Source organism: Pseudomonas sp. D1-1 (assembly GCF_051132225.1).
Taxonomy (GTDB): domain Bacteria; phylum Pseudomonadota; class Gammaproteobacteria; order Pseudomonadales; family Pseudomonadaceae; genus Aquipseudomonas.
In genome coordinates this window covers 4,510,533-4,530,430 of the sequence record NZ_CP071676.1, presented here as the reverse complement: position 1 = coordinate 4,530,430, position 19,898 = coordinate 4,510,533, and the positions used below count along the sequence as shown (strand labels likewise).

Here is a 19,898-nt window from a genome sequence, read left to right as displayed (position 1 = left end):
CTGATCCTTCATCACAAGGGGTCAGCCGACGTGAAAAGTCTGCCCGGTTTGCAGGCCTTCGACGCTCTTGGCGTAGGCCAATGCCACTTCAGCCGCAGGAACCGGCTTGTAGCCGCGGAAGTACGGCGCATATTTGTCCATCGCTTCCCGCAATACGTTCGGGCTTACCGAGTTGAGCCTGAGGCCCCGGGGCAGCTCGATTGCCGCAGCGCGCACAAAACTGTCGAGGGCGCCGTTCACCAGGGCCGCCGAGGCGCCGCTCTTGATCGGGTCGTGGCTGAGTACGCCGGTGGTGAGGGTAAAGGATGCACCGTCATTGGCGAATTCGCGGCCGATCAATACAAGATTGACCTGACCCATCAACTTGTCTTTCAAGCCGAGGGCGAAGCTTTCTTCGGTCATGTCGCCCAGCGGCGCGAAAGTGACGTTGCCCGCCGCACAAACCAAGGCATCGAAGCGGCCGGTTTTTTCGAACAGGGCGCGGATCGAGGCGCTGTCGCTGATATCCACTTGCACATCACCGCTGTGGCGGCCGATACGGACAATTTCATGACGGGGCGACAACTCGTTAGCGATGGCCGAACCGATGGTTCCGTTGGCGCCGATCAACAGGATTTTCATGGACTGATCCTCAAATGGGGTGGACGAGGTTGCAGTCTAGAGTGGATTTTCCTGGGGATAAGCGTGCTAATGGGAAACCTTTGGTTTTCATTTGGAAACAATCCAATGAGCGAGATCGATGATCTGGCAGCGTTTGCCGTGCTGGTCGAGGCCGGTAGTTTTACCCTGGCGGCGCAGCGGTTGGGATGCAGCAAGGGGCAACTGTCCAAGCGCATCAGCCTGCTGGAGGAGCGGTTTTCAGTGATCCTGCTCCAGCGCACGACTCGACGCCTGAGCCTGACGGCGGCGGGTGCGGCACTGTTGCCCCAGGCCCAGGCCTTGTTGGTGCAGGTGGAAAGGGCGCGTCAGGCGTTGGCCCGCTTGAAGGGTGAAATTTCCGGGCCGGTGCGGATGACAGTACCGGTTTCGTTGGGCGAAACCTTTTTTGAAGGCCTGCTGACCGAGTTCGCTCTCGCCTACCCCGACGTGCAGATCGAGCTGGAGCTCAATAACGGTTACCGCGATTTATCGCGCGATGGGTTTGATCTGGCGATCCGCTCGGATGCGGCGATCGACGAGCGGTTGGTGGCTCGCCCGCTGCTGGCCTGGCATGAACTGACCTGCGCCAGCCCGGCCTATCTGGAACGCTTCGGTGAGCCCGCGGTTCCCCAGGCCCTGGCGGAGCACAAATGCCTGCTCAACAGTCACTACAGTGGTCGTGAGGAGTGGTTGTATCACCAGCAACATGAATTGCTGCGGGTGCGGGTGTCCGGGCCGTTTGCCAGCAACCATTACAGCCTGTTGAAAAAAGCCGCCCTGGCCGGCGCTGGAATCGCCCGTCTGCCGTCGTATCTGCTTGACCAGGAACTGGCCGACGGCCGCCTGCGCTGGTTGCTGCGCGACTTTCAGACCCGTCGCATGCCGATGTACCTGGTGCATCCATATCAGGGCGGGTTGCCCAAGCGTACGCAGGTGCTGGCTGATTATCTGATTGAATGGTTCAAACGCAGCGGGGAGGCGCTGGATCGTCTTTAGCAATCGCCCCGCAACCCTGTGGGAGCGAGCTTGCTCGCGATCGCGGTGGTTCAGCTTGCATAGTTTGTGTATTTGCCGCCGCCTTCGCGAGCAGGCTCGCTCCCACAGGGGGCTTGGCGTTTAGGGAAGATTAGCAGGCAAAAAAAAACGGCCCGAAGGCCGTTTTTTCTATCGCGACAGACTCAACCGCCCAGGTACGCCTCGCGCACTTTCGGGTCGGTCAGCAGTGCTTCACCGGTGCCTTGCATCACCACGCGACCATTCTCCAGCACGTACGCCCGGTCAGCGATCTTCAGCGCCTGGTTGGCGTTCTGCTCCACCAGGAACACCGTCACGCCATCCTTGCGCAGCTGTTCGATGATGTCGAAGATCTGCTGGATGATGATCGGCGCCAGGCCCAGCGACGGCTCGTCGAGCAGCAGCAGCTTGGGCTTGCTCATCAGTGCACGACCGATGGCGAGCATCTGCTGTTCGCCGCCGGACATGGTGCCGCCGCGCTGGGTAAAACGCTCTTTCAGGCGTGGGAAAAGGTGCAGCACCTTGTCCATCTGTTCCTGAAAGTCGCCCTTGTCGGTAAAAAAACCGCCCATGGCGAGGTTTTCTTCCACGGTCAGCCGGGCAAATACCCGACGGCCTTCAGGCACCACGGCGATGCTCTTGCGCATGATCTGCGCCGAGTCCTGGCCCACCAGTTCCTCACCCATGTAGCGGATGCTGCCGCTGTGGGCCTGCGGCGAACCGCAGAGTGTCATCAGCAGTGTGGACTTGCCGGCACCGTTGGCACCGATCAGCGTGACGATTTCGCCTTGGCGGACCTCGACGTTGACGCTGTGCAGCGCCTGGATCTTGCCGTAGAAGGTGGAAACGTTTTCGAACTGCAGCATTTACGCTTCCCCCAGGTAGGCTTTGATCACTTCAGGATTGTCGCGGATCTGTTCCGGCGTACCGTCGGCCAGGGGCGTGCCCTGGTTGATCACGACGATGTGGTCGGAAATGCTCATGACCAGCTTCATGTCATGCTCGATCAGCAGCACGGTCACGTTGTGCTCCTCGCGCAGCACGCTGATCAGCGCCTTCAGGTCTTCGGTTTCCTTCGGGTTCAGGCCGGCGGCCGGTTCGTCGAGCATGAGGATCCGCGGACGGGTCATCATGCAGCGGGCGATTTCCAGGCGCCGTTGCTGACCGTAGGCCAGGGTCCCGGCGGTACGGTTGGCGAACTCGGTGAGGTTGACCTTGTCCAGCCAGTACTCGGCGTACTCCATGGCCTCGCGTTCGCTCTTGCGGAACGCCGGGGTCTTGAACAGACCGGCAAAGAAGTTGGTGTTCAAGTGACGATGCTGGGCGATCAGCAGGTTTTCGACCGCCGTCATGTCCTTGAACAGCCGCACGTTCTGGAAGGTCCGCACCACGCCCTTGCGGGCAATGTGATGACCGGGCAGGCCCTGGATCGGCTCGCCGTCCAGCAGGATGGTGCCGCCGGTAGGCTGGTAGAAACCGGTCAGGCAGTTGAACACGGTGGTCTTGCCCGCGCCGTTCGGCCCGATCAAGGCAACCACTTGTTTCTCTTTAACGGTCAGGGCCACGCCGTTGACCGCCAGCAAGCCGCCGAAGCGCATGCTCAGATTTTCGACTTTCAGGATCTCGCGGCTCATTTGCGCAGCTCCATGTGCGGGCGTTGCATAGGCAGCAGACCTTGAGGACGCCAGATCATCATCAGCACCATCAAGGCGCCGAACATCAACATGCGGTATTCGCTGAATTCACGCATCATTTCGGGCAGCAGGATCATCACGATCGCCGCCAGGATCACACCCAACTGCGAGCCCATCCCGCCCAACACAACGATGGCGAGGATGATCGCCGACTCGATGAAGGTGAAGGACTCGGGCGTCACCAGGCCTTGGCGAGCGGCGAAGAAGCTACCGGCGAAACCGGCGAACGCAGCACCCAGGGTAAAGGCCGAAAGCTTGATCACGGTCGGGTTGAGACCCAGCGCACGGCAGGCGATTTCGTCTTCGCGCAAGGCTTCCCACGCACGGCCGATCGGCATGCGCAGCAGGCGGTTGATGACGAACAACGCGGCCAGGGCCAGCAACAAGGCAACCAGGTAGAGGAAGATCACCTTGTTGATCGAGTTGTATTGCAGGCCGAAGTACTCGTGGAAGGTCTGCAGGCCTTCGGCGGCTTTACGTTCGAAGGTCAGGCCGAAGAACGTCGGCTTCTCGATGTTGCTGATGCCGTTCGGGCCGCCGGTGATGTCGGTCAGGTTGCGCAGGAACAGACGGATGATCTCGCCAAAACCCAGGGTCACGATCGCCAGGTAGTCGCCGCGCAAGCGCAGGACCGGGAACCCCAGCAGAAAACCGAAGGTGGCGGCCATCATTCCGGCGATCGGCAGGCAGATCCAGAAGCTCAGGCCGAAGTAGTGCGACAGCAGCGCGTAGCTGTAGGCCCCGACGGCGTAGAAGCCGACATAACCCAGGTCCAGCAGGCCGGCCAGGCCCACGACGATGTTCAGACCGAGGCCGAGCATCACGTAGATCAGGATCAGCGTGGCGATGTCCACCGCGCCGCGAGAGCCGAAGAACGGCCATACCAGGGCCACGACGATCAGGCCCAGGACGATCCAGCGCTGGGTCGACGGCAGGGTCAGGAAGTTGCTGGCCTTGGCCGGGATCACCGGCACGCCGGGCGACGCTTTCCACGCCGCACTGATCTGCGTGCTGAACAGCACCCGCAGGAACATCAGGACGGAACATACGGCGATGGTCGCCAGGATGGTCGGGCTGGTGCCGTGCACTTCCAGGTTGATACCAACGATGGTCAGTTTGAGACCGAGTACCGGATAGGCCACGGCCCAGACCAGCAGGGCGCTGAAGAGCGCCGATTTGAGATGCCTAGTCATACTTTCTCAACCTCCGGACGGCCCAGGATGCCGGTCGGCCGGAATAACAGAACCAGAACCAACAAGCCGAACGCCACGACGTCCTTGTACTGGTCGCCGAAGATGTCGGCGCCAAAGGCTTCCGCCACGCCCAGCACCAAGCCGCCGAGCATCGCGCCGGGGATGCTGCCGATGCCGCCGAGCACCGCGGCGGTAAAGGCTTTCAGGCCCACGAGGAAACCGGCGTTGGGGTTGATGACGCCGTATTGCATGCTCAACAGCACCGCGGCGATGGCCGCCAGGGCCGCACCGATGACGAAGGTCAGGGCGATGATGTTGTTGGTGTTGATGCCCAGCAGGTTGGCCATCTTGATGTCCTCGGCGCAGGCGCGGCAGGCGCGGCCCAGGCGGGAACGGGAGATGAACAGCGTCAGGCCGAGCATGGCGACCAGGGTCACCACGAACACCACGATTTGCATGTAGGAAATCAGCACTTCATGTGCCCCGCCTGGCCCGATGGCGAAGTTGCCCGGAATCAGGTTGGGAATGGATTTGTCCTTGGAGTCTTGCGAAAGCAGTACCGTGTTCTGCAGGAAGATCGACATACCGATGGCGGAAATCAGCGGGATCAGACGGTTGCTGCCGCGCAGCGGGCGGTAGGCGATCCGTTCGATGCTGTAGCCATAGGAACTGGTAACCACGATGCTCGCGATGAAAGCTGCGGTCATCAACAGCGGGACACTGTCGAGTCCCATCATGGCCAGCCCGGCGATGGCGATGAACGCCACGTAGGAGCCGATCATGTACACCTCGCCGTGGGCGAAGTTGATCATTCCAATGATGCCGTAGACCATCGTATAGCCGATGGCGATCAGGGCATACGTGCTGCCAACGGTCAGGCCGTTAACCAGCTGCTGGAAGAAGTGATAGATGTCAGGCATTACAGCGCTCCTAAAAACCTGATACGCATTTCACTGGTGGAGTCATTTTCCCGCCCGGGTCCCGTGGATCTGCATCCACTTCGAACACGAGGTTTGCCAGCGAACCGCTGATGACGGTTTTGAGATTTTCAGGTGGGGAGACTGGCGGATCACGCCAGCGCGGCCCAATACATTTAAAACAAAGCCCACGGCACGCCGTGGGCTTTATTGGCAGTCAGTCAGGCCAGGCCTTACTGAGGCGAAGCTTCGGTTTTAGGTTTGCCGAAATGCCACTCGTAAACCACGAACTTGAAGTCCTTCAGGTCGCCCTTGTCGTCGAAGCTCAAGTCACCGGTTGGCGTCTTGAAAGTGCCGGCGTGGATGGCTTCAGCCACTTTGGTCGCGTCTTCGCTCTTGGCAGCCTTGATCGCGTCGGCGATCACGGTCACAGCGGAGTAGGACGGGAATACGAACGGACCGCTCGGGTCTTCTTTCTTGGCCTTGAACGCGTCAGCCAGGGCGACGTTGGCCGGATCCTGGTCGAAGGATTTCGGCAGGGTCACCAGCAGGCCTTCGGAGGATTCCTTGGCGATTTGCGAGATGGAATCGTTACCCACGCCTTCCGGACCCATGAACTTGGCTTTCAGGCCTTTTTCCTGGGCTTGACGCAGAATCAGGCCCAGCTCCGGGTGGTAGCCGCCGTAGTAGACGAAGTCGACGTTGGCTTGCTTGAGCTTGGCGATCATCGAGGAGAAGTCTTTGTCGCCGGCGTTCACGCCTTCGAAGACGGCCACTTTCACGCCTTTGCCTTCGAGGGTTTTCTTCACGGCGCTGGCGATGCCTTCACCGTACTGCTGCTTGTCGTGCAGGACCGCAACGACTTTCGGCTTGACGTGGTCGGCGATGTAGTTGCCGGCCGCAGGGCCTTGGGCGCTGTCCAGGCCGATGGTACGGAAGATCATCTTGTAGCCGCGAGCGGTGATGTCCGGGCTGGTAGCCGCCGGAGTGATCATGATCACGCCTTCGTCTTCGTAGATGTCGGAAGCGGGCTGGGTGGAGCTGGAGCACAGGTGGCCGACCACGAACTTGATGCCGTCGTTGACGACTTTGTTCGCGACCGCGACCGCTTGTTTTGGATCACAGGCGTCGTCGTATTCAACGGCGACCAGTTGCTTGCCGTCGACGCCACCCTTGGCGTTGATCTGTTCGATGGCCATTTTCGCGCCACTGAACTGCATATCGCCGTATTGGGCTACAGGGCCGGTTTTCGGGCCGGCGATGCCGATCTTGATGGTGTCGGCGGCGAACGAATGGCTGGCAACCCCGGCCAGAACCATAGCGGCAAACAGTTTGGAAATCTGCTTAGTAGCCTTAGTCATAGTGCTCCACTCATGCTGTTGTAGTTTTTATAGTCCTGGCGCCGTAGCAGCAGAACCGGGTCAGATATCTCGGATACCCACGCGGAAAATGCCCCCGGCAACTGTACCGGTACAGTGTAGAGCGCCGATTGTTGGCAAGGGAAGCTGGCGCTTGGGGGCAAAACCTGGGGGTGTCGCTTTATTGAAAGAAAAAGACAGATTAGCGGCGGGGTTTGTCCGGTCAAATCGGCAATCCTTGGCTTTCCTGCGCTTTTCAATCGGTGCTGCAATTGCAACCGGGTTTTTCTGCCAGACCACCGACGTTATCATTCGCGCCGATTTCTTTTCCGGACAGCTCCCATGAATCAAGAACCTAGCACCCTCTATGCCAAATTGCTCGGTGAAACCGCATCCATTACCTGGAAGGAGCTGGAACCGTTCTTTGCCAAGGGTGCCCTATTGTGGGTCGATCCGGCACTGGATCTGATCGCCGCCGCCGAGGCCATTGCCGAGGACGAAGGTACCAAAGTCGCCGCCTGGCTGGCCGGCGGGCAGCTCGCCAAGCTGTCTGAAACGCGGGCGCTGGATTTTCTCGAGCGTGATCCGCTGCTGTGGGCCGTGGTGGTTTCGCCGTGGATAATGGTCCAGGAAAGGGCGTCGAATTGATCGGTGCACCAAGTTGGTTCGTGTTTTGGCATCTCGGAAAGTGTGTAGGTGAGTAGCGTGATGACAGCCTGCCGTGGCGAAACGCCACAGGGCAGGGTGACGTATACGTAACGGGAACAGTTTTTGGTGCGGCCGGTGGGCTGCCTAATTGTTTCTGGATGTTGTTTTTGCGGTGCCGCTCGTGGCCCCTTCGCGAGCAGGCTCGCTCCCACAACGGATCTGTGTTCACAAATCCTGTGGGAGCGAGCCTGCTCGCGAATCGGCGCGACGCGGTGTCACGCCAGCCTCAGTAACTCTTGCCAGTATGGTTATTCAGCGAAATAACCTTGGTCTTGCCGATCCGGTGACGGTAGATCTCGCGCAGGTACTTGATCGACTTCTTCACGCAGTCGCGGGACAGCCGGATGTCATTGATCGAGACAAACTTGTCCTTGTCGCTGATCAGCTCGCGGTACTTCTTCTCGTACATCGGCTTGATCGCGTACCAGTTGGTGTCGAGGATCTTCGCCGGGTTCTCGAATTCGTTGAGCAACTCATCGATGCGTCCTTCATCGAACTCTTCATTGATGATGAAGTCCAGGATCGAGTTGTCCAGGGTCTCGTCGAAGCGATACGGCGTGCGGGCAAAGCAGCGCTTGATGAACGCCACGATCAGGGTCAGGAAGTCATCCGACAGGCACGGGCTCTTGGCGATCAGGGTAGTCAGCGACAAGTTGGCCGAGGCGCCGATCACCAGCGCATAGCGCTTGAGCGTGGTGTTCGGGAACAGGCTGTTGAGGTGGGTCTTGAGCCGGTTCAGGTCCATGTAGGACAGCTTGTAGTCCTTGGGCAGCGAGACGATCGACACCACCGACGAGCAGTTCTTGAAGAAGTGCAGGTCGTGCAGGGCGGCGGCGTCATAGCCGGAATTCTTGTATTGCTCCAGCGAGGCCCGGTAACGCTTGGACTCGATCGGCAACAGGCTGATGCCTTCGATGGCCTGGGTGACCTTGTTGAAGTGCGGCAGGTCGATGGAGCGGAAGAACAGGTCATCGATGTTCAGGCGCGGCGGCTCCTTTTCGAACACCTTGAACTTGTCGCCGCTCGGCGCCGGGGTTTCCGGAACGACGGATTCAGCGTAGGCAATCGCCACCGGGCCGGCCAGGCTCATGAACAGGTCGTTGGCATCCAGGCGAATGGTTTCGCCGATGTCGATGCCGGCGCGCCGGAAGTAGTTCTGGTCGTAGTCGGTGGTCACGGCCTGGGCCGTGAGGATGTTGAAGATCTGTTGGGAAATGTACTGGTTGGCGTGCTTTTCCATGGCATTGACATCAATGTTCTGGATGTTGCCGTCATCGCTTTCTTCGGCGTAGCGCATGATGTCGTTGGAGATCAGCATCATCGCGTTCCATGGCCGGATACGGCCCATGACGCTGGCTTCGCTGCTGTCTTCGTTGGCGAAGTTGTACGAGAAATCCCATTCTTCCGAGAGGTATTTGCACAGCAGCCGTCCGGCGTTGATGTGCAGCGCCTCGGACATTTCACTGCGGTGATCGGAAATGTTCGGCAGCACGCAGATGCCGCTGGTGAAAATCGGTTCGAAGACGAAGGAATGACCGCTCTTGCTGTCGTGTTCGTCCATCGGCTTGGTGTCGAACGTCTTGTTCATGTACGAGTACTGCTGGGCCAGGCCGAACTCCGAAGCCATGCCCGAACCGGTACCGCCGCCGGCGCTGAAGATCGAGAAGTACAGGCGCGACTGGTTGGCCTTGATGCCGCAGCTATCGATCAGGTACGAGTGGATCATTTTCCAGTCGGGGCTGGAGAAGCGCTGGGTGTCCTTGTTCAGGATGATCTTCGCCAGGTACTGGCCGAGGATCGGCGCGTTACCGGCACCACCGGCGTGGACTTCGGAGAGGTCCATGATTTTCATTTTGCTGTAGTCGCGCAAGAACCCGCTTTTTTCGCCCTTGCGGGAAAACCGGATACGCCCGGCGATGTCTTTGTCCAGGTCGCCGAGCATGACCAGCGGTTCCACCAGGAACACCGGTTTGCTGGCCTTGCTGGTCCCCAGGCGCAGGTTGCGCATCCACTGCGCGGGGCGATAGCCCTTGTCACCGTAGTGCTTGTCTTCGGCGTTGAATTCGTTGAGATAGAACTTGCGCGCGTTGTAGACCAGTTCCGCTACGTCCAGGGCGATGTTGGAGCCGCAGCGCCCGAGGCCGATCAGGCACACCGAGGGGAATTCCTGCTGGCCACGTTCGCTCTCGTCATCCACCAGGTGCGGCGGGCGGGGGAATACGGCATCACGCAGGCCATCGAGGTTGTCGAGGATGCGGTCGGTGTTGGTCTCGGTGAAATACAGATATTGCTGGGTCGCCAGGGATCGCGAGCTGCTCGACAGCGCCGAGGCGTCCGCGCCGTTGGCGGCCGGGCTCAGGGTCAGATCGGAAACCGCAGTGGCTGTTTTTTTGGAGGTCATTGTGCGCCGTATGCCTGACTGGTCGGTTCGACGATTGGGTCATCGAACCATCGCGGATGGGAGCTCGCGTCTCGCGCGAAGGTCGGCCCAAGCGTCCAGGCAATGCCTGGGCCCCGCTCGGGAGAATCTTTCCTGATTATCTGGATCGGCATCTGTAGGACGATCTTTAATCATGAAGGGGCAAAATGATGGCATTTCCTACAGAAAAATGACCGTTGTCATGGATGCGCCATTCACCATGGTCGGGTATCAGCCGCGCGAATGATTGAAGACAGCGCGCACGCTGCTGTCTAGATTGCAGACTCCGGGCTCGGATGCCTCGCCCAACAATAAGAAGAGACGGACCCATGCAGAACTCGACCCAAGCGGCGAATGCCTGGCGCATTCTGTTCCTGCTGTTCCTGGCCAACCTGTTCAACTTTTTCGACCGCACCATCCCAGCGATCATCATCGAGCCGATCCGCATGGAGTGGAGCCTCAGCGATTTTCAGATCGGCATCATCGGTACCGCCTTCACCATCGTCTATGCCATCGCGGGCCTGCCATTGGGACGCATGGCCGATACCGGTTCGCGCAGCAAACTGATGGGCTGGGGCCTGGCGGCCTGGAGTGGGCTGACGGCGGTAAACGGCCTGGTGGGCAGTTTCTGGGCGTTCCTGGTGGTGCGCATGGGCGTGGGCATCGGTGAAGCCAGTTATGCGCCGGCGGCCAACTCGTTGATCGGCGACCTGTTCCCGGCGCACCGTCGGGCTCGGGCGATGGGCATTTTCATGCTGGGACTGCCGCTGGGCCTGCTGCTGGCGTTTTTTACCATTGGCGCGATGGTCAAGGCGTTCGACAGCTGGCGCGCGCCGTTCTTCATTGCGGCGGTGCCGGGCCTGGTGCTGGCGGTGTTCATGTTTTTCATCAAGGAACCCAAGCGCGGCGCGGCGGAAACCGTGGCGGTGTCCCAGGAAAAGGTCGACAAGCCGATTCGCCGGTTGCTGGCGATTCCGACCTTTCTCTGGCTGATCCTGGCGGGTCTGTGCTTCAACTTCGCCACCTATGCCTGCAACTCCTTCCTGGTGCCGATGCTGCAGCGCTATTTCGGGATGCCGCTGCACGAGGCGGCTGTGGCGACCGGGATCATGGTCGGTGTGACCGGGTTGTTCGGGTTGACCCTTGGCGGCTGGGTGGCCGACAAGATTCACCAGCGCGTGCCCAATGGCCGGTTGTTGTTCGCGGCGTTCAGCCTGGCGATTTCCACGGTGACTACCGCTTGGGCCCTGCATGCCGGGCGCATCGAAATCGGCATTTTTGTCGCCGTGTTCAGCGTCGGCTGGCTGTTTGCCTATAACTTCTACACCTGCGTCTACACCGCGATCCAGGACGTGGTGGAGCCGCGCCTGAGGGCCACGGCGATGGCGTTGTATTTTGCCGGGCTGTATCTGCTCGGCGGTGGCCTGGGGCCGGTGGTGGTCGGCGGCTTGTCCGACTACTTCGCCCACACGGCCATGGCGGCCGCAGGCGCCCCGCAGATGACCGAAGCGTTCAAGGCGATCGGCCTGCATGACGCGATGTACCTGATCCCGGTGGCGCTGCTGTTGACCATGGTGTTCCTGTTCCTGGCCTCTCGCTGCTTCGTGCGCGATGCCAAGCGGATGAAGGAAGGGATGAGCGCGGTGGTGGTGCCCGAAGGTGTCGTGGGGGCGGCCTAACGGGATTTTGTGGCGAGGGAGCTTGCTCCCGCTGGGCCGCGCAGCGGCCCCAAAAATTCCCAGGCTCACTCAGGATTTTGGGCCTGCTGCGCAGTCCAGCGGGAGCAAGCTCCCTCGCCACAGGGTTCAGCGCCATCCGCACTAGCGAGTTTTTTCTTCTCGCCCGCGCAACAGGCAGTCGGGCATTGCCAGCGCCGCCGCCAACCCCAGCAACGACACCGCTGCGCTGATCATCAGCAAATGCCGGAATGTCGTTTGCAGCTCCTCGCGCAAGGCGTCCCGTGCCGCGCCCGGCGCGGCGTTCAGGCCGTCGAGCAGCACGTTGCCGGAATGCCCTTCGCCGATCACTGACGAACCGGCGAGCTGGGCGAAACCCGAGTCCTGCAACAGCGCCAGCAGCAACGCCGACATCAATGCCACGCCGACCGCGCCGCCCAGTGAGCGGAACAGGTTGGTGGTGCTGGTGGCCACGCCGATGTCCCGTTGCTGCACCGAATTCTGCGAACCCACCAGCGAGGTGGGAAATTGCATGCCGGACGCGATGCCGCCAAGCAGCATGAACAGGCTGCTGAGCCAGAATGCCGCGGGCGGGGTGAAGGCCATGCCGAGGACGGCGAACGGGAAGAGCAGGGCGCCACTGAGGATCATCGGTTTGTAGCGACCGGTGATCGAGGTGCGCCGTCCGGCGAAATAGGCGCCCATCGGCAGGCCCATCGCCAGTGGCAGCAGATGCAGTGCGGCACTGTCGGCCCCGGCGCCGGTCACGCTCTGGAAGCGCAACGGCACCAGCACCGTCAGCGAGATCGCCTGGAAACTGGTGAAGAACACCGTGCACCAGCACAGCACCGCGCTGCGGTTGACGAACAGGTGCATGGGCAGCAGCGGCTCCCGGGCGCGGCGCTCATGCCAGGCGAATACCCCCAGCACGACCACGGCGCCACCGAGCAGCCCGAGCACTTCGCGGCTGTGCCAGGCGTGGCCCTGGCCCACCTGGGTAATGCCCAGCAGCAAGGCAGTCAGGCCGATGATCAGCAACACGGTGCCCAAGTAGTCGATGATGGGTGTGCGTTGCGGCACCGGCAGCCCCACCAGCGTGCGCCGGGCCACGAGCCAGGCGCCCAGGCCCAGCGGCAGGTTGATCCAGAACACCCAGCGCCAGGACAGGTATTCGGTCATGTAGCCGCCCAGCACCGGCCCGGCGACGCTGGCCACTGCATACATGCTGCTGAAGTAGCCCTGATAACGGCCACGTTCCCTGGGCGGGATGATGTCGCCGATGATCGCCTGGCTCACGGAGATCATCCCGCCAGCGCCGATGCCCTGGAAAATCCGCGCCAGTACCAGTTGCTGCATGTCCTGCGCCAGGCCGCAGAACAGCGAGGCGAGCGTGAACAGGCCCATGCCGAACAGCATCAATGGCCGCCTGCCGTACAGGTCGCCCAGTTTGCCGTAGATCGGCACCGCAACGGTCATCGCGACCATGTAGCCGGAGATCACCCAGGCCAGCAGGCTGACATCCTTGAATTGCGCGGAAATCGCCGGCATCGAAACGGCGACGATGGTCTGGTCCAACGCCCCGAGGAAAATCGCCAGCATCAGCGCCACCAGCACGCTGCGGATGGCGGGTTGCGGGACTTGAGGCGTATCGAGCTGATTCAAGGCTGGACCTGCGGGCATCGCGCCGGGGAGGCGAATGGACGGGAGCCCGCAGTTTAAATCGATAGTTGGCTATTCGATAGCCTCGTAAGGAAGGCCGACATAATTTTCCGCAATGGTTTTTCGACCGGCCTCGGAGTCGACGAAATACTCCAGCTCCGCTTCGCTGATGCGCTGGTTGAATGCATCGTCGTCGAAGCGATGCAGCATCGAAGTCATCCACCAGGAGAACCGTTCGGCCTTCCAGACTCGCCGCAGGCAAATGGCCGAATAGCGTTCCAGGAGATCCACGCGACCGTCGCGATAGACCTTGAGCAAGATGTTGAACAACGTGCTGACGTCGCTGGCGGCCAGGTTCAGCCCCTTGGCACCGGTGGGCGGGACGATGTGGGCGGCATCGCCGACCAAAAACATCCGCCCGTACTGCATCGGTTCGACGACAAAACTGCGCAACGGCGCGATGCTTTTTTCGATGGAGGGGCCGGTCACCAGCGCTTCGGCCAGGTCGGCGGGCAGGCGGTTTTTCAGCTCGCTCCAGAAACGCTCGTCCGGCCAGTCGGCTATCTGTTCCTCGGCGGGCACTTGCAGGTAATAACGGGTGCGGGTCCGCGAGCGCATGCTGCACAGGGCAAAGCCGCGCTCATGGCGGGCGTAGACCAGCTCCTCGTGGACCGGCGGGGTGTCGGCCAGGATGCCGAGCCAGCCGAACGGGTAGACACGCTCGAAGACCTTGAGTTTTTCCGCCGGGATCGATTGCCGTGCAACACCGTGGAAGCCGTCGCAGCCGGCCACGTAATCGCAGTCCAGGCGCCAGGTTTCGCCCGCATGCTCGAAGGTCACGAAGGGCTGGTCGGTCTGCAGGTCGTGGGGCTGGGCGTTATCGACCTGATACAGGGTCTGCGCGCCGCAGGCCTGGCGGGCAGCCATCAGGTCGCGGGTGACTTCGGTCTGGCCGTAGACCATGACGTTCTGGCCGCCGGTCAGTCCCTTCAGGTCAATGTGCACGCGCCGGCCACTGAGGACCAGCTCGAAGCCATCATGGGGCAGGCCTTCGGCATCCATGCGCTGGCCGACCCCGGCCTGGCGCAGCAACTGCACCATGCCTTGCTCAAGCACGCCGGCGCGGATGCGGCTGAGGACGTAGTCGGGTGTCTGGCGTTCCAGGATCAGCGTGTCGATGCCGGCGTTGTGCAACAACTGGCCGAGCAGCAGTCCAGAGGGGCCGGCGCCGATAATGGCGACTTGGGTCTTGAGGGTTTTCATTGTTGTTATGACTCGCAAGAGCACGCGACCAGGGTCGGTGTTTATTATTAGTAATCCTGGCCTGCATTTTTCGCTTGCGAACCTGTCAATTGAAGGGGAAAACTGCGCTGAAACCTGTACTTTCTGCCAATCGGTGCGATTACCGCCCGTAACCCGAGGCCAACCCTCGTATGAAGAAAACCGAGCTGCCTTCGATACCGGTGTTCAAGCTCTACGGCGAGAGCCAGGATTGGCCGACGCCGGACCTGCTGCATTGCGAAACCATTTCCACGCGCAGCAGCGAACACCAGTGGGAAATCAAACCCCATCGGCATGCGGACCTGTGTCAGTTGCTGTTTGTCTACAAGGGCCAGGCCGAGCTGGAAATAGAAGGCCAGCGCACCCGGCTCGACGAGCCGGCCGTGCAGATCCTGCCGCCCTTGTCAGTGCACGGCTTTCGCTTTTCCGAGGATGTGCAAGGTTACGTGGTTACCCTGGCGGCGCCGCTGGTGACGCATCTGCAAGGGCAGCTCGGGCATTCGGTGAATGTCCTGGCCCAGGCCGAAGCCTACCCGGCCGGCGAAAACGCCGACTACCTCAACAGCCTTTTCAGCGCCTTGCAGGCGGAATATGTTGGCCACGAACCGGCCCGGGAAATGCTGATGCATGCACTGGTCAGCGTGATCATGGTCTGGGTCAGTCGCCAGGTAATGGACAGGCGTACCTCGTCGCAGCGCCCGCAACGGGCCCGGGAATATCTCAACGGGTTCATCCAGTTGGTTGAGGAAACCTATCGCCAGCATGTCAAGGTCGAAGACCTCGCCCATCGCCTGGGCATCTCGGTATCGCACCTCAACGGCACCTGTCGCGAACTGGCCGGGCAACCGGCGTTGCAGATCATGCACGAGCGTCAGCTGCTGGAGGCCAAGCGGCTGCTGACCTACACCGGCATGACCATCTACGAGATCTCCGAACTGCTCGGCTTTTCCGACCCGACCAACTTCACCCGGCTGTTTCGCCGGCGTGTCGGCATTTCGCCCAAGGCCTTCCGCGACCGGCTCAAGACCGATCAGCAGGACGACTGAAACCGCTTCAGCGCAGAGCGTTCAGGGATGCGTTGTGCGGTATGCAGCGTTCAAAGTTGCAGCTGGCGTATTCACGGGGCAACTGCCTGGCCTGTTCGACCCGATAAGCCGCGGTGCCATACAGCGCTAGCGTGGCCGTGCAGGTGACAAAGATGGCGAGGCGTCTTCTTGTTTTGATGTTCATGGCGATGACCTCTGAACGAATACCCGGGGGTACTGTTTTCAGCATAGGTCAGCCATGGCGAGTTGCCAGTCGGGCGGGTCTTGTGTGTAGGCCGGTATTCAGAATGCTTATAGATTCCCTGTGGGAGCGAGCTTGCTCGCGATGAGGGCGGTACATCCAGCATCCATGCAAGCTGATACGCCGCCATCGCGAGCAAGCTCGCTCCCACAGGAGATAATGGGGCTTTCGGGCAGCTATTCCAAATGCTCAGGCTTCATCGGATCACCCGGCTTGACGTCGAGCTGGTGCCGCACGTCTTCGAACATCTCGTCGTAATACTTGTGCATCGAGCCGATGCTGGCGGTCTTCGGCATGCCGTACTGCTGGGCGATGCGCGTGGCGTGGCGGGCGAAGTCGAAGGCCTGGTCCTTGGCCAGGAAAAACGTCTCGTCCACGCTCCTGTCTTCCACCGTGCCGTGCAGCCGGAACGACATGCCCGTTCCTTCCTCGGGATCCTGGGTCACCTCGTAATCGATGCACAGGTTGTAGCTGTAGTCGTCCTTGTTCAGCGCATGGCGTTCCATGTGCAGGTGACCGGGTTGGAACGTGGCCATAAGGGTCTCTCCTTCGAAGGCGTGGAGAACGGCAGACACCGCGCCTGCCGTATAAGTTTTGTGGTTACCGATAAACAATCCCCGGCGTTGCCGTGCTGATGCGCGTGCCGGCGGTGCCCTGGACGATAGCCTCGATGTCCGACAGCGACCCGATCACCGCGACCTTGCCGGTGTGGCGGGCGAATTCGCAGGCGGCTTGCACCTTGGGCCCCATGGACCCGGCGGCAAAGCCCAGTTTTTCCATCTCGTCGGGGTGAGCCTGGGCGATGGCTTTCTGGGTCGGCTTGCCGAAATCGATGAAAGCGGCGTTGACGTCCGTGGCGATGACCAGCAGATCGCTTCCCAGCTGTTCGGCCAAGAGTGCCGAACACAGGTCCTTGTCGATCACCGCTTCGACGCCTTGCAGGTTGCCGTCGGCGTCGTACATCGTCGGGATGCCGCCACCGCCGGCACAGATCACGATGCTGCCTTTTTCCAGCAGCCACTTGATCGGACGGATTTCAAAGATGCGCCGGGGCCGTGGGCTGGCGACCACCCGGCGGAACTTGTCGCCGTCGGCGGCAATCGCCCAGCCTTTTTCTGCGGCCAGTTGCTGCGCTTCTTGCTGGCTGTAGACCGGGCCGATGGGCTTGGTCGGGTTCTGGAAAGCCGGGTCGTTGGCGTCCACTTCGACTTGGGTCAAAAGCGTGGCGAAGGGCACTTCGAAGTCCAGCAGGTTGCCCAGTTCCTGTTCGATGATGTAGCCGATCATGCCTTCGGTTTCGGCGCCCAGCACGTCCAGCGGATACGGCGTGACCGAGGTGTAGGCCGCCGCCTGCAACGACAACAGGCCGACCTGCGGGCCGTTGCCGTGGGCGATGACCAGCTCGTTGCCGGGATGGATTTTCGCGATCTGTTCGGTCGCGGTGCGGATGTTGCTGCGTTGATTGTCGGCGGTCATGGGTTCACCCCGACGCAGGAGGGCATTACCGCCCAGGGCAACGACGATGCGCATGGTGCTGTCCTTTCAAGTCAGATCGAACAAAACAGTTCCCTTGTGGGAGCGAGCTTGCTCGCGATGACGGCGGCACATCCAACATCAATGCAAGCTGACACTCCGCCATCGCGAGCAAGCTCGCTCCCACAGTGAAGAGCATTCCAACAGGGGATCGGGCCGGTGTTCAGATATCCGCCAACGCCGCCACCAGGATCGCCTTGATGGTGTGCATGCGGTTCTCCGCCTGTTCGAAGGCGATGTTCGCCGGGGATTCGAAGACGTCCTCGGTCACTTCCACGCCGTTGGCCAGGTTCGGATAACGCGCGGCGATGTCCTTGCCGACCTTGGTTTCACTGTTATGAAAGGCCGGCAGGCAGTGCATGAATTTCACCCGCGGATTGCCCGAGGCTTTCATCATTTGCGCGTTGACCTGATAGGGCAGCAGTTGCTGGATGCGCTCGTCCCAGGCCTCCACTGGCTCGCCCATGGAGACCCAGATATCGGTATGGATGAAGTCCACGCCCTTGACCGCTTCTTCCGGGTCTTCGGTGATGGTGATCCGTGCACCACTTTCGGCGGCGAAGGCCTGGCACTGGTCGATGAAGTCCTGATGCGGCCACAGGGCTTTCGGCGCGCCGATGCGCACGTCCATGCCCAGCTTGGCGCCGATCATCAGCAGCGAGTTGCCCATGTTGTAGCGCGCATCGCCCAGGTAGGCGTAGCTGATGTCATGCAGCGGCTTGTCACTGTGCTCGCGCATGGTCAGGGTGTCGGCGATCATTTGCGTGGGGTGGAATTCTGCGGTCAGGCCGTTGAACACCGGCACGCCGGCGAACTTGGCCAGCTCCTCGACGATTTCCTGCTCGAAGCCACGGTATTCGATGGCGTCGAACATCCGCCCCAGCACCCGGGCGGTGTCCTTCATGCTTTCCTTGTGGCCGATCTGTGACGAAACCGGGTCGATGTAGGTGACGTGGGCGCCCTGGTCATGGGCCGCGACTTCGAAGGCGCAACGCGTGCGGGTCGAGGTCTTCTCGAAGATCAGCGCGATATTCTTGCCTTTGAGGTGCGGTTGCTCGGTGCCGGTGTACTTGGCGCGCTTGAGGTCGCGGGACAGGTCGAGCAAAAAGTGCAGCTCGCGGTGGGTGTGGTGCATCAAGCTCAGCAGGCTGCGGTTGCGCATATTAAAAGCCATCATGGATCTCCTTGGGTGTCGGTTATCCCCTGGGCCGTTTTCGATAAAACGACCCAGGCTCAGAGGTCAGTAGTCGATTGGGTCGCGGACGATCGGGCAGGTCATGCAATGGCCGCCGCCACGGCCACGACCGAGTTCGCCGGCGCTGATGGTGATGACTTCCACCCCGGCCTTGCGCAGCAGGGTGTTGGTGTAGGTATTGCGGTCGTAGCCAATGACCACGCCTGGCTCGAGGGCGACCACGTTGTTGCCGTCGTCCCATTGCTCGCGTTCGGCGGCGAAGCTGTTGCCGCCGGTTTCAACGATCCGCAGCGCGGGCAGCTTGAGGGCGCGGGCGACGGTACTGAGGAAGCTGCCTTCCTCGCGCCGCACGTCGATGCCGCCGGGTTTGCTCTCGTCCGGGCGCAGCGAAAACGCGACGATCTGGCTGACGACTTCAGGGAAAATCGTCACCAGGTCGCGGTCACAGAAACTGAACACGGTGTCCAGGTGCATCGCTGCGCGGGAACGTGGCAGCCCCGCGACAATCACCCGCTCGACGGCGTTGTGCTTGAACAGGTTCAGTGCCAGTTGACCGATGGCCTGGCGCGACGAGCGTTCGCCCATGCCGATCAATACCACGCCATTGCCGATGGGCATTACGTCGCCGCCTTCGAGGGTGGCTTTACCGTGGTCCAGGTCCGGGTCGCCGTACCAGATCTGGAAATCGGCTTGGGTAAACTCGGGATGGAATCGGTAGATGGCGGTGGTAAGCAAGGTTTCCTGGCGGCGGGCCGGCCAATACATCGGGTTCAGCGTCACGCCGCCGTAGATCCAGCAGGTGGTGTCGCGGGTGAACTGGGTGTTGGGCAGCGGTGGCAGGATGAAGCTGGAGTGCCCGAGAAAGTCGCGGAACATCTGGATGGTCTTGCCGCCGAAGCTGTCCGGCAGGTCATCGGCCGAGACGCCGCCGATCAGGTATTCGGCGATCTTGCGTGGCTCCAGGCTGCGCAACCAGGCGCCCACTTCATGCACCAGGCCCAGGCCCACGGAGTTGGCGGTGATCTTGCGATGCAGGATCCAGTCGAGCGCTTCGGGGATGGCGACGATGTCGGTCAGCAGATTGTGCATCTCCAGCACGTCGATACCGCGTTCACGCATCTTGGTGACGAAATCGAAGTGATCGCGCTTGGCCTGGTTGACCCACAGCACGTCATCGAACAGCAGTTCGTCGCAGTTGTTCGGCGTCAGCCGCTGGTGGGCGAGGCCTGGTGAGCAGACCATGACTTTGCGCAGTTTGCCGGCTTCGGAATGGACGCCGTATTTCACTTTTTCCGTGGTCATTACAAATCCTCCAGATGAAACAG

18 protein-coding genes are annotated in these 19,898 nt (G+C 61.1%); 4 read left to right on the top strand and 14 right to left on the bottom strand.

From position 1 onward, the window contains the following. Positions 1–21: 21 nt before the first annotated feature. On the bottom strand, positions 22–621 hold the full coding sequence (locus tag J3P86_RS20230; RefSeq protein WP_434698720.1) for a short chain dehydrogenase: 600 nt from the start codon (positions 619–621) through the stop codon (positions 22–24). Between the two features lie 105 nt (positions 622–726). Between J3P86_RS20230 and J3P86_RS20225 the strand changes: the two genes are divergently transcribed. Next, positions 727–1,635 (top strand): LysR family transcriptional regulator, encoded by a 909-nt coding sequence (locus J3P86_RS20225; RefSeq protein ID WP_434572255.1) that lies wholly within the window; start codon positions 727–729, stop codon positions 1,633–1,635. Between the two features lie 182 nt (positions 1,636–1,817). Here J3P86_RS20225 and J3P86_RS20220 read toward each other — a convergent pair whose 3' ends face one another. The 5 genes from J3P86_RS20220 to J3P86_RS20200 form a co-directional block, all read right to left on the bottom strand. Next, positions 1,818–2,519, bottom strand: coding sequence for an ABC transporter ATP-binding protein (locus tag J3P86_RS20220; protein ID WP_186613630.1), 702 nt, complete (start codon positions 2,517–2,519; stop codon positions 1,818–1,820). Continuing rightward, positions 2,520–3,287 (bottom strand): high-affinity branched-chain amino acid ABC transporter ATP-binding protein LivG, encoded by a 768-nt coding sequence (gene livG / locus J3P86_RS20215; RefSeq protein WP_186613628.1) that lies wholly within the window; start codon positions 3,285–3,287, stop codon positions 2,520–2,522. After that, the gene (locus J3P86_RS20210) at positions 3,284–4,540 is read right to left on the bottom strand and encodes a high-affinity branched-chain amino acid ABC transporter permease LivM (protein ID WP_434572259.1); all 1,257 of its coding nucleotides are present in this window, start codon (positions 4,538–4,540) and stop codon (positions 3,284–3,286) included. Before J3P86_RS20210 ends, livG begins: the two co-directional genes overlap by 4 nt. Continuing rightward, the gene (gene livH, locus J3P86_RS20205; RefSeq protein WP_014336891.1) at positions 4,537–5,460 is read right to left on the bottom strand and encodes a high-affinity branched-chain amino acid ABC transporter permease LivH; all 924 of its coding nucleotides are present in this window, start codon (positions 5,458–5,460) and stop codon (positions 4,537–4,539) included. Before livH ends, J3P86_RS20210 begins: the two co-directional genes overlap by 4 nt. A gap of 230 nt (positions 5,461–5,690) precedes the next feature. Next, positions 5,691–6,818: a branched-chain amino acid ABC transporter substrate-binding protein gene (locus J3P86_RS20200; protein ID WP_434628856.1), complete on the bottom strand. Its 1,128-nt coding sequence runs from the start codon at positions 6,816–6,818 to the stop codon at positions 5,691–5,693. Positions 6,819–7,157: 339 nt separating this feature from the next. Between J3P86_RS20200 and J3P86_RS20195 the strand changes: the two genes are divergently transcribed. Beyond that, positions 7,158–7,463, top strand: a complete 306-nt coding sequence (locus J3P86_RS20195) for a DUF2288 domain-containing protein (protein ID WP_434628858.1) — start codon at positions 7,158–7,160, stop codon at positions 7,461–7,463. 286 nt (positions 7,464–7,749) lie between these two features. Here J3P86_RS20195 and J3P86_RS20190 read toward each other — a convergent pair whose 3' ends face one another. Further along, positions 7,750–9,924 carry a hypothetical protein gene (locus J3P86_RS20190; RefSeq protein WP_434628860.1) on the bottom strand — a complete coding sequence of 725 codons (2,175 nt, stop codon included), beginning with the start codon at positions 9,922–9,924 and terminating at the stop codon, positions 7,750–7,752. 347 nt (positions 9,925–10,271) lie between these two features. Between J3P86_RS20190 and J3P86_RS20185 the strand changes: the two genes are divergently transcribed. Further along, complete coding sequence (locus tag J3P86_RS20185; RefSeq protein ID WP_434698719.1) at positions 10,272–11,621, top strand: spinster family MFS transporter; 1,350 nt, start codon at positions 10,272–10,274, stop codon at positions 11,619–11,621. A gap of 141 nt (positions 11,622–11,762) precedes the next feature. On the opposite strand, the gene J3P86_RS20180 is transcribed toward J3P86_RS20185, so the two are convergent. Beyond that, complete coding sequence (locus J3P86_RS20180) at positions 11,763–13,298, bottom strand: MDR family MFS transporter (RefSeq protein WP_434698718.1); 1,536 nt, start codon at positions 13,296–13,298, stop codon at positions 11,763–11,765. A gap of 51 nt (positions 13,299–13,349) precedes the next feature. After that, a complete protein-coding gene (gene pobA / locus J3P86_RS20175) occupies positions 13,350–14,540 on the bottom strand; it encodes a 4-hydroxybenzoate 3-monooxygenase (protein WP_434698717.1) in 1,191 nt (396 codons plus the stop codon). A 170-nt stretch (positions 14,541–14,710) separates the two neighbouring features. Between pobA and J3P86_RS20170 the strand changes: the two genes are divergently transcribed. Further along, positions 14,711–15,604, top strand: coding sequence for a helix-turn-helix domain-containing protein (locus J3P86_RS20170; protein WP_434628867.1), 894 nt, complete (start codon positions 14,711–14,713; stop codon positions 15,602–15,604). 7 nt (positions 15,605–15,611) lie between these two features. On the opposite strand, the gene J3P86_RS20165 is transcribed toward J3P86_RS20170, so the two are convergent. The 5 genes from J3P86_RS20165 to arcA form a co-directional block, all read right to left on the bottom strand. Beyond that, on the bottom strand, positions 15,612–15,788 hold the full coding sequence (locus J3P86_RS20165) for a hypothetical protein (protein WP_305499247.1): 177 nt from the start codon (positions 15,786–15,788) through the stop codon (positions 15,612–15,614). A 233-nt stretch (positions 15,789–16,021) separates the two neighbouring features. Then, positions 16,022–16,381, bottom strand: a complete 360-nt coding sequence (locus tag J3P86_RS20160; protein ID WP_434698715.1) for a DUF5064 family protein — start codon at positions 16,379–16,381, stop codon at positions 16,022–16,024. A 64-nt stretch (positions 16,382–16,445) separates the two neighbouring features. Further along, positions 16,446–17,375: a carbamate kinase gene (gene arcC / locus J3P86_RS20155; protein ID WP_434698714.1), complete on the bottom strand. Its 930-nt coding sequence runs from the start codon at positions 17,373–17,375 to the stop codon at positions 16,446–16,448. 166 nt (positions 17,376–17,541) lie between these two features. Continuing rightward, positions 17,542–18,552: an ornithine carbamoyltransferase gene (locus tag J3P86_RS20150; RefSeq protein ID WP_434700669.1), complete on the bottom strand. Its 1,011-nt coding sequence runs from the start codon at positions 18,550–18,552 to the stop codon at positions 17,542–17,544. A 66-nt stretch (positions 18,553–18,618) separates the two neighbouring features. Then, positions 18,619–19,875, bottom strand: coding sequence for an arginine deiminase (gene arcA, locus J3P86_RS20145; protein WP_434698713.1), 1,257 nt, complete (start codon positions 19,873–19,875; stop codon positions 18,619–18,621). Positions 19,876–19,898 lie beyond the last annotated feature (23 nt).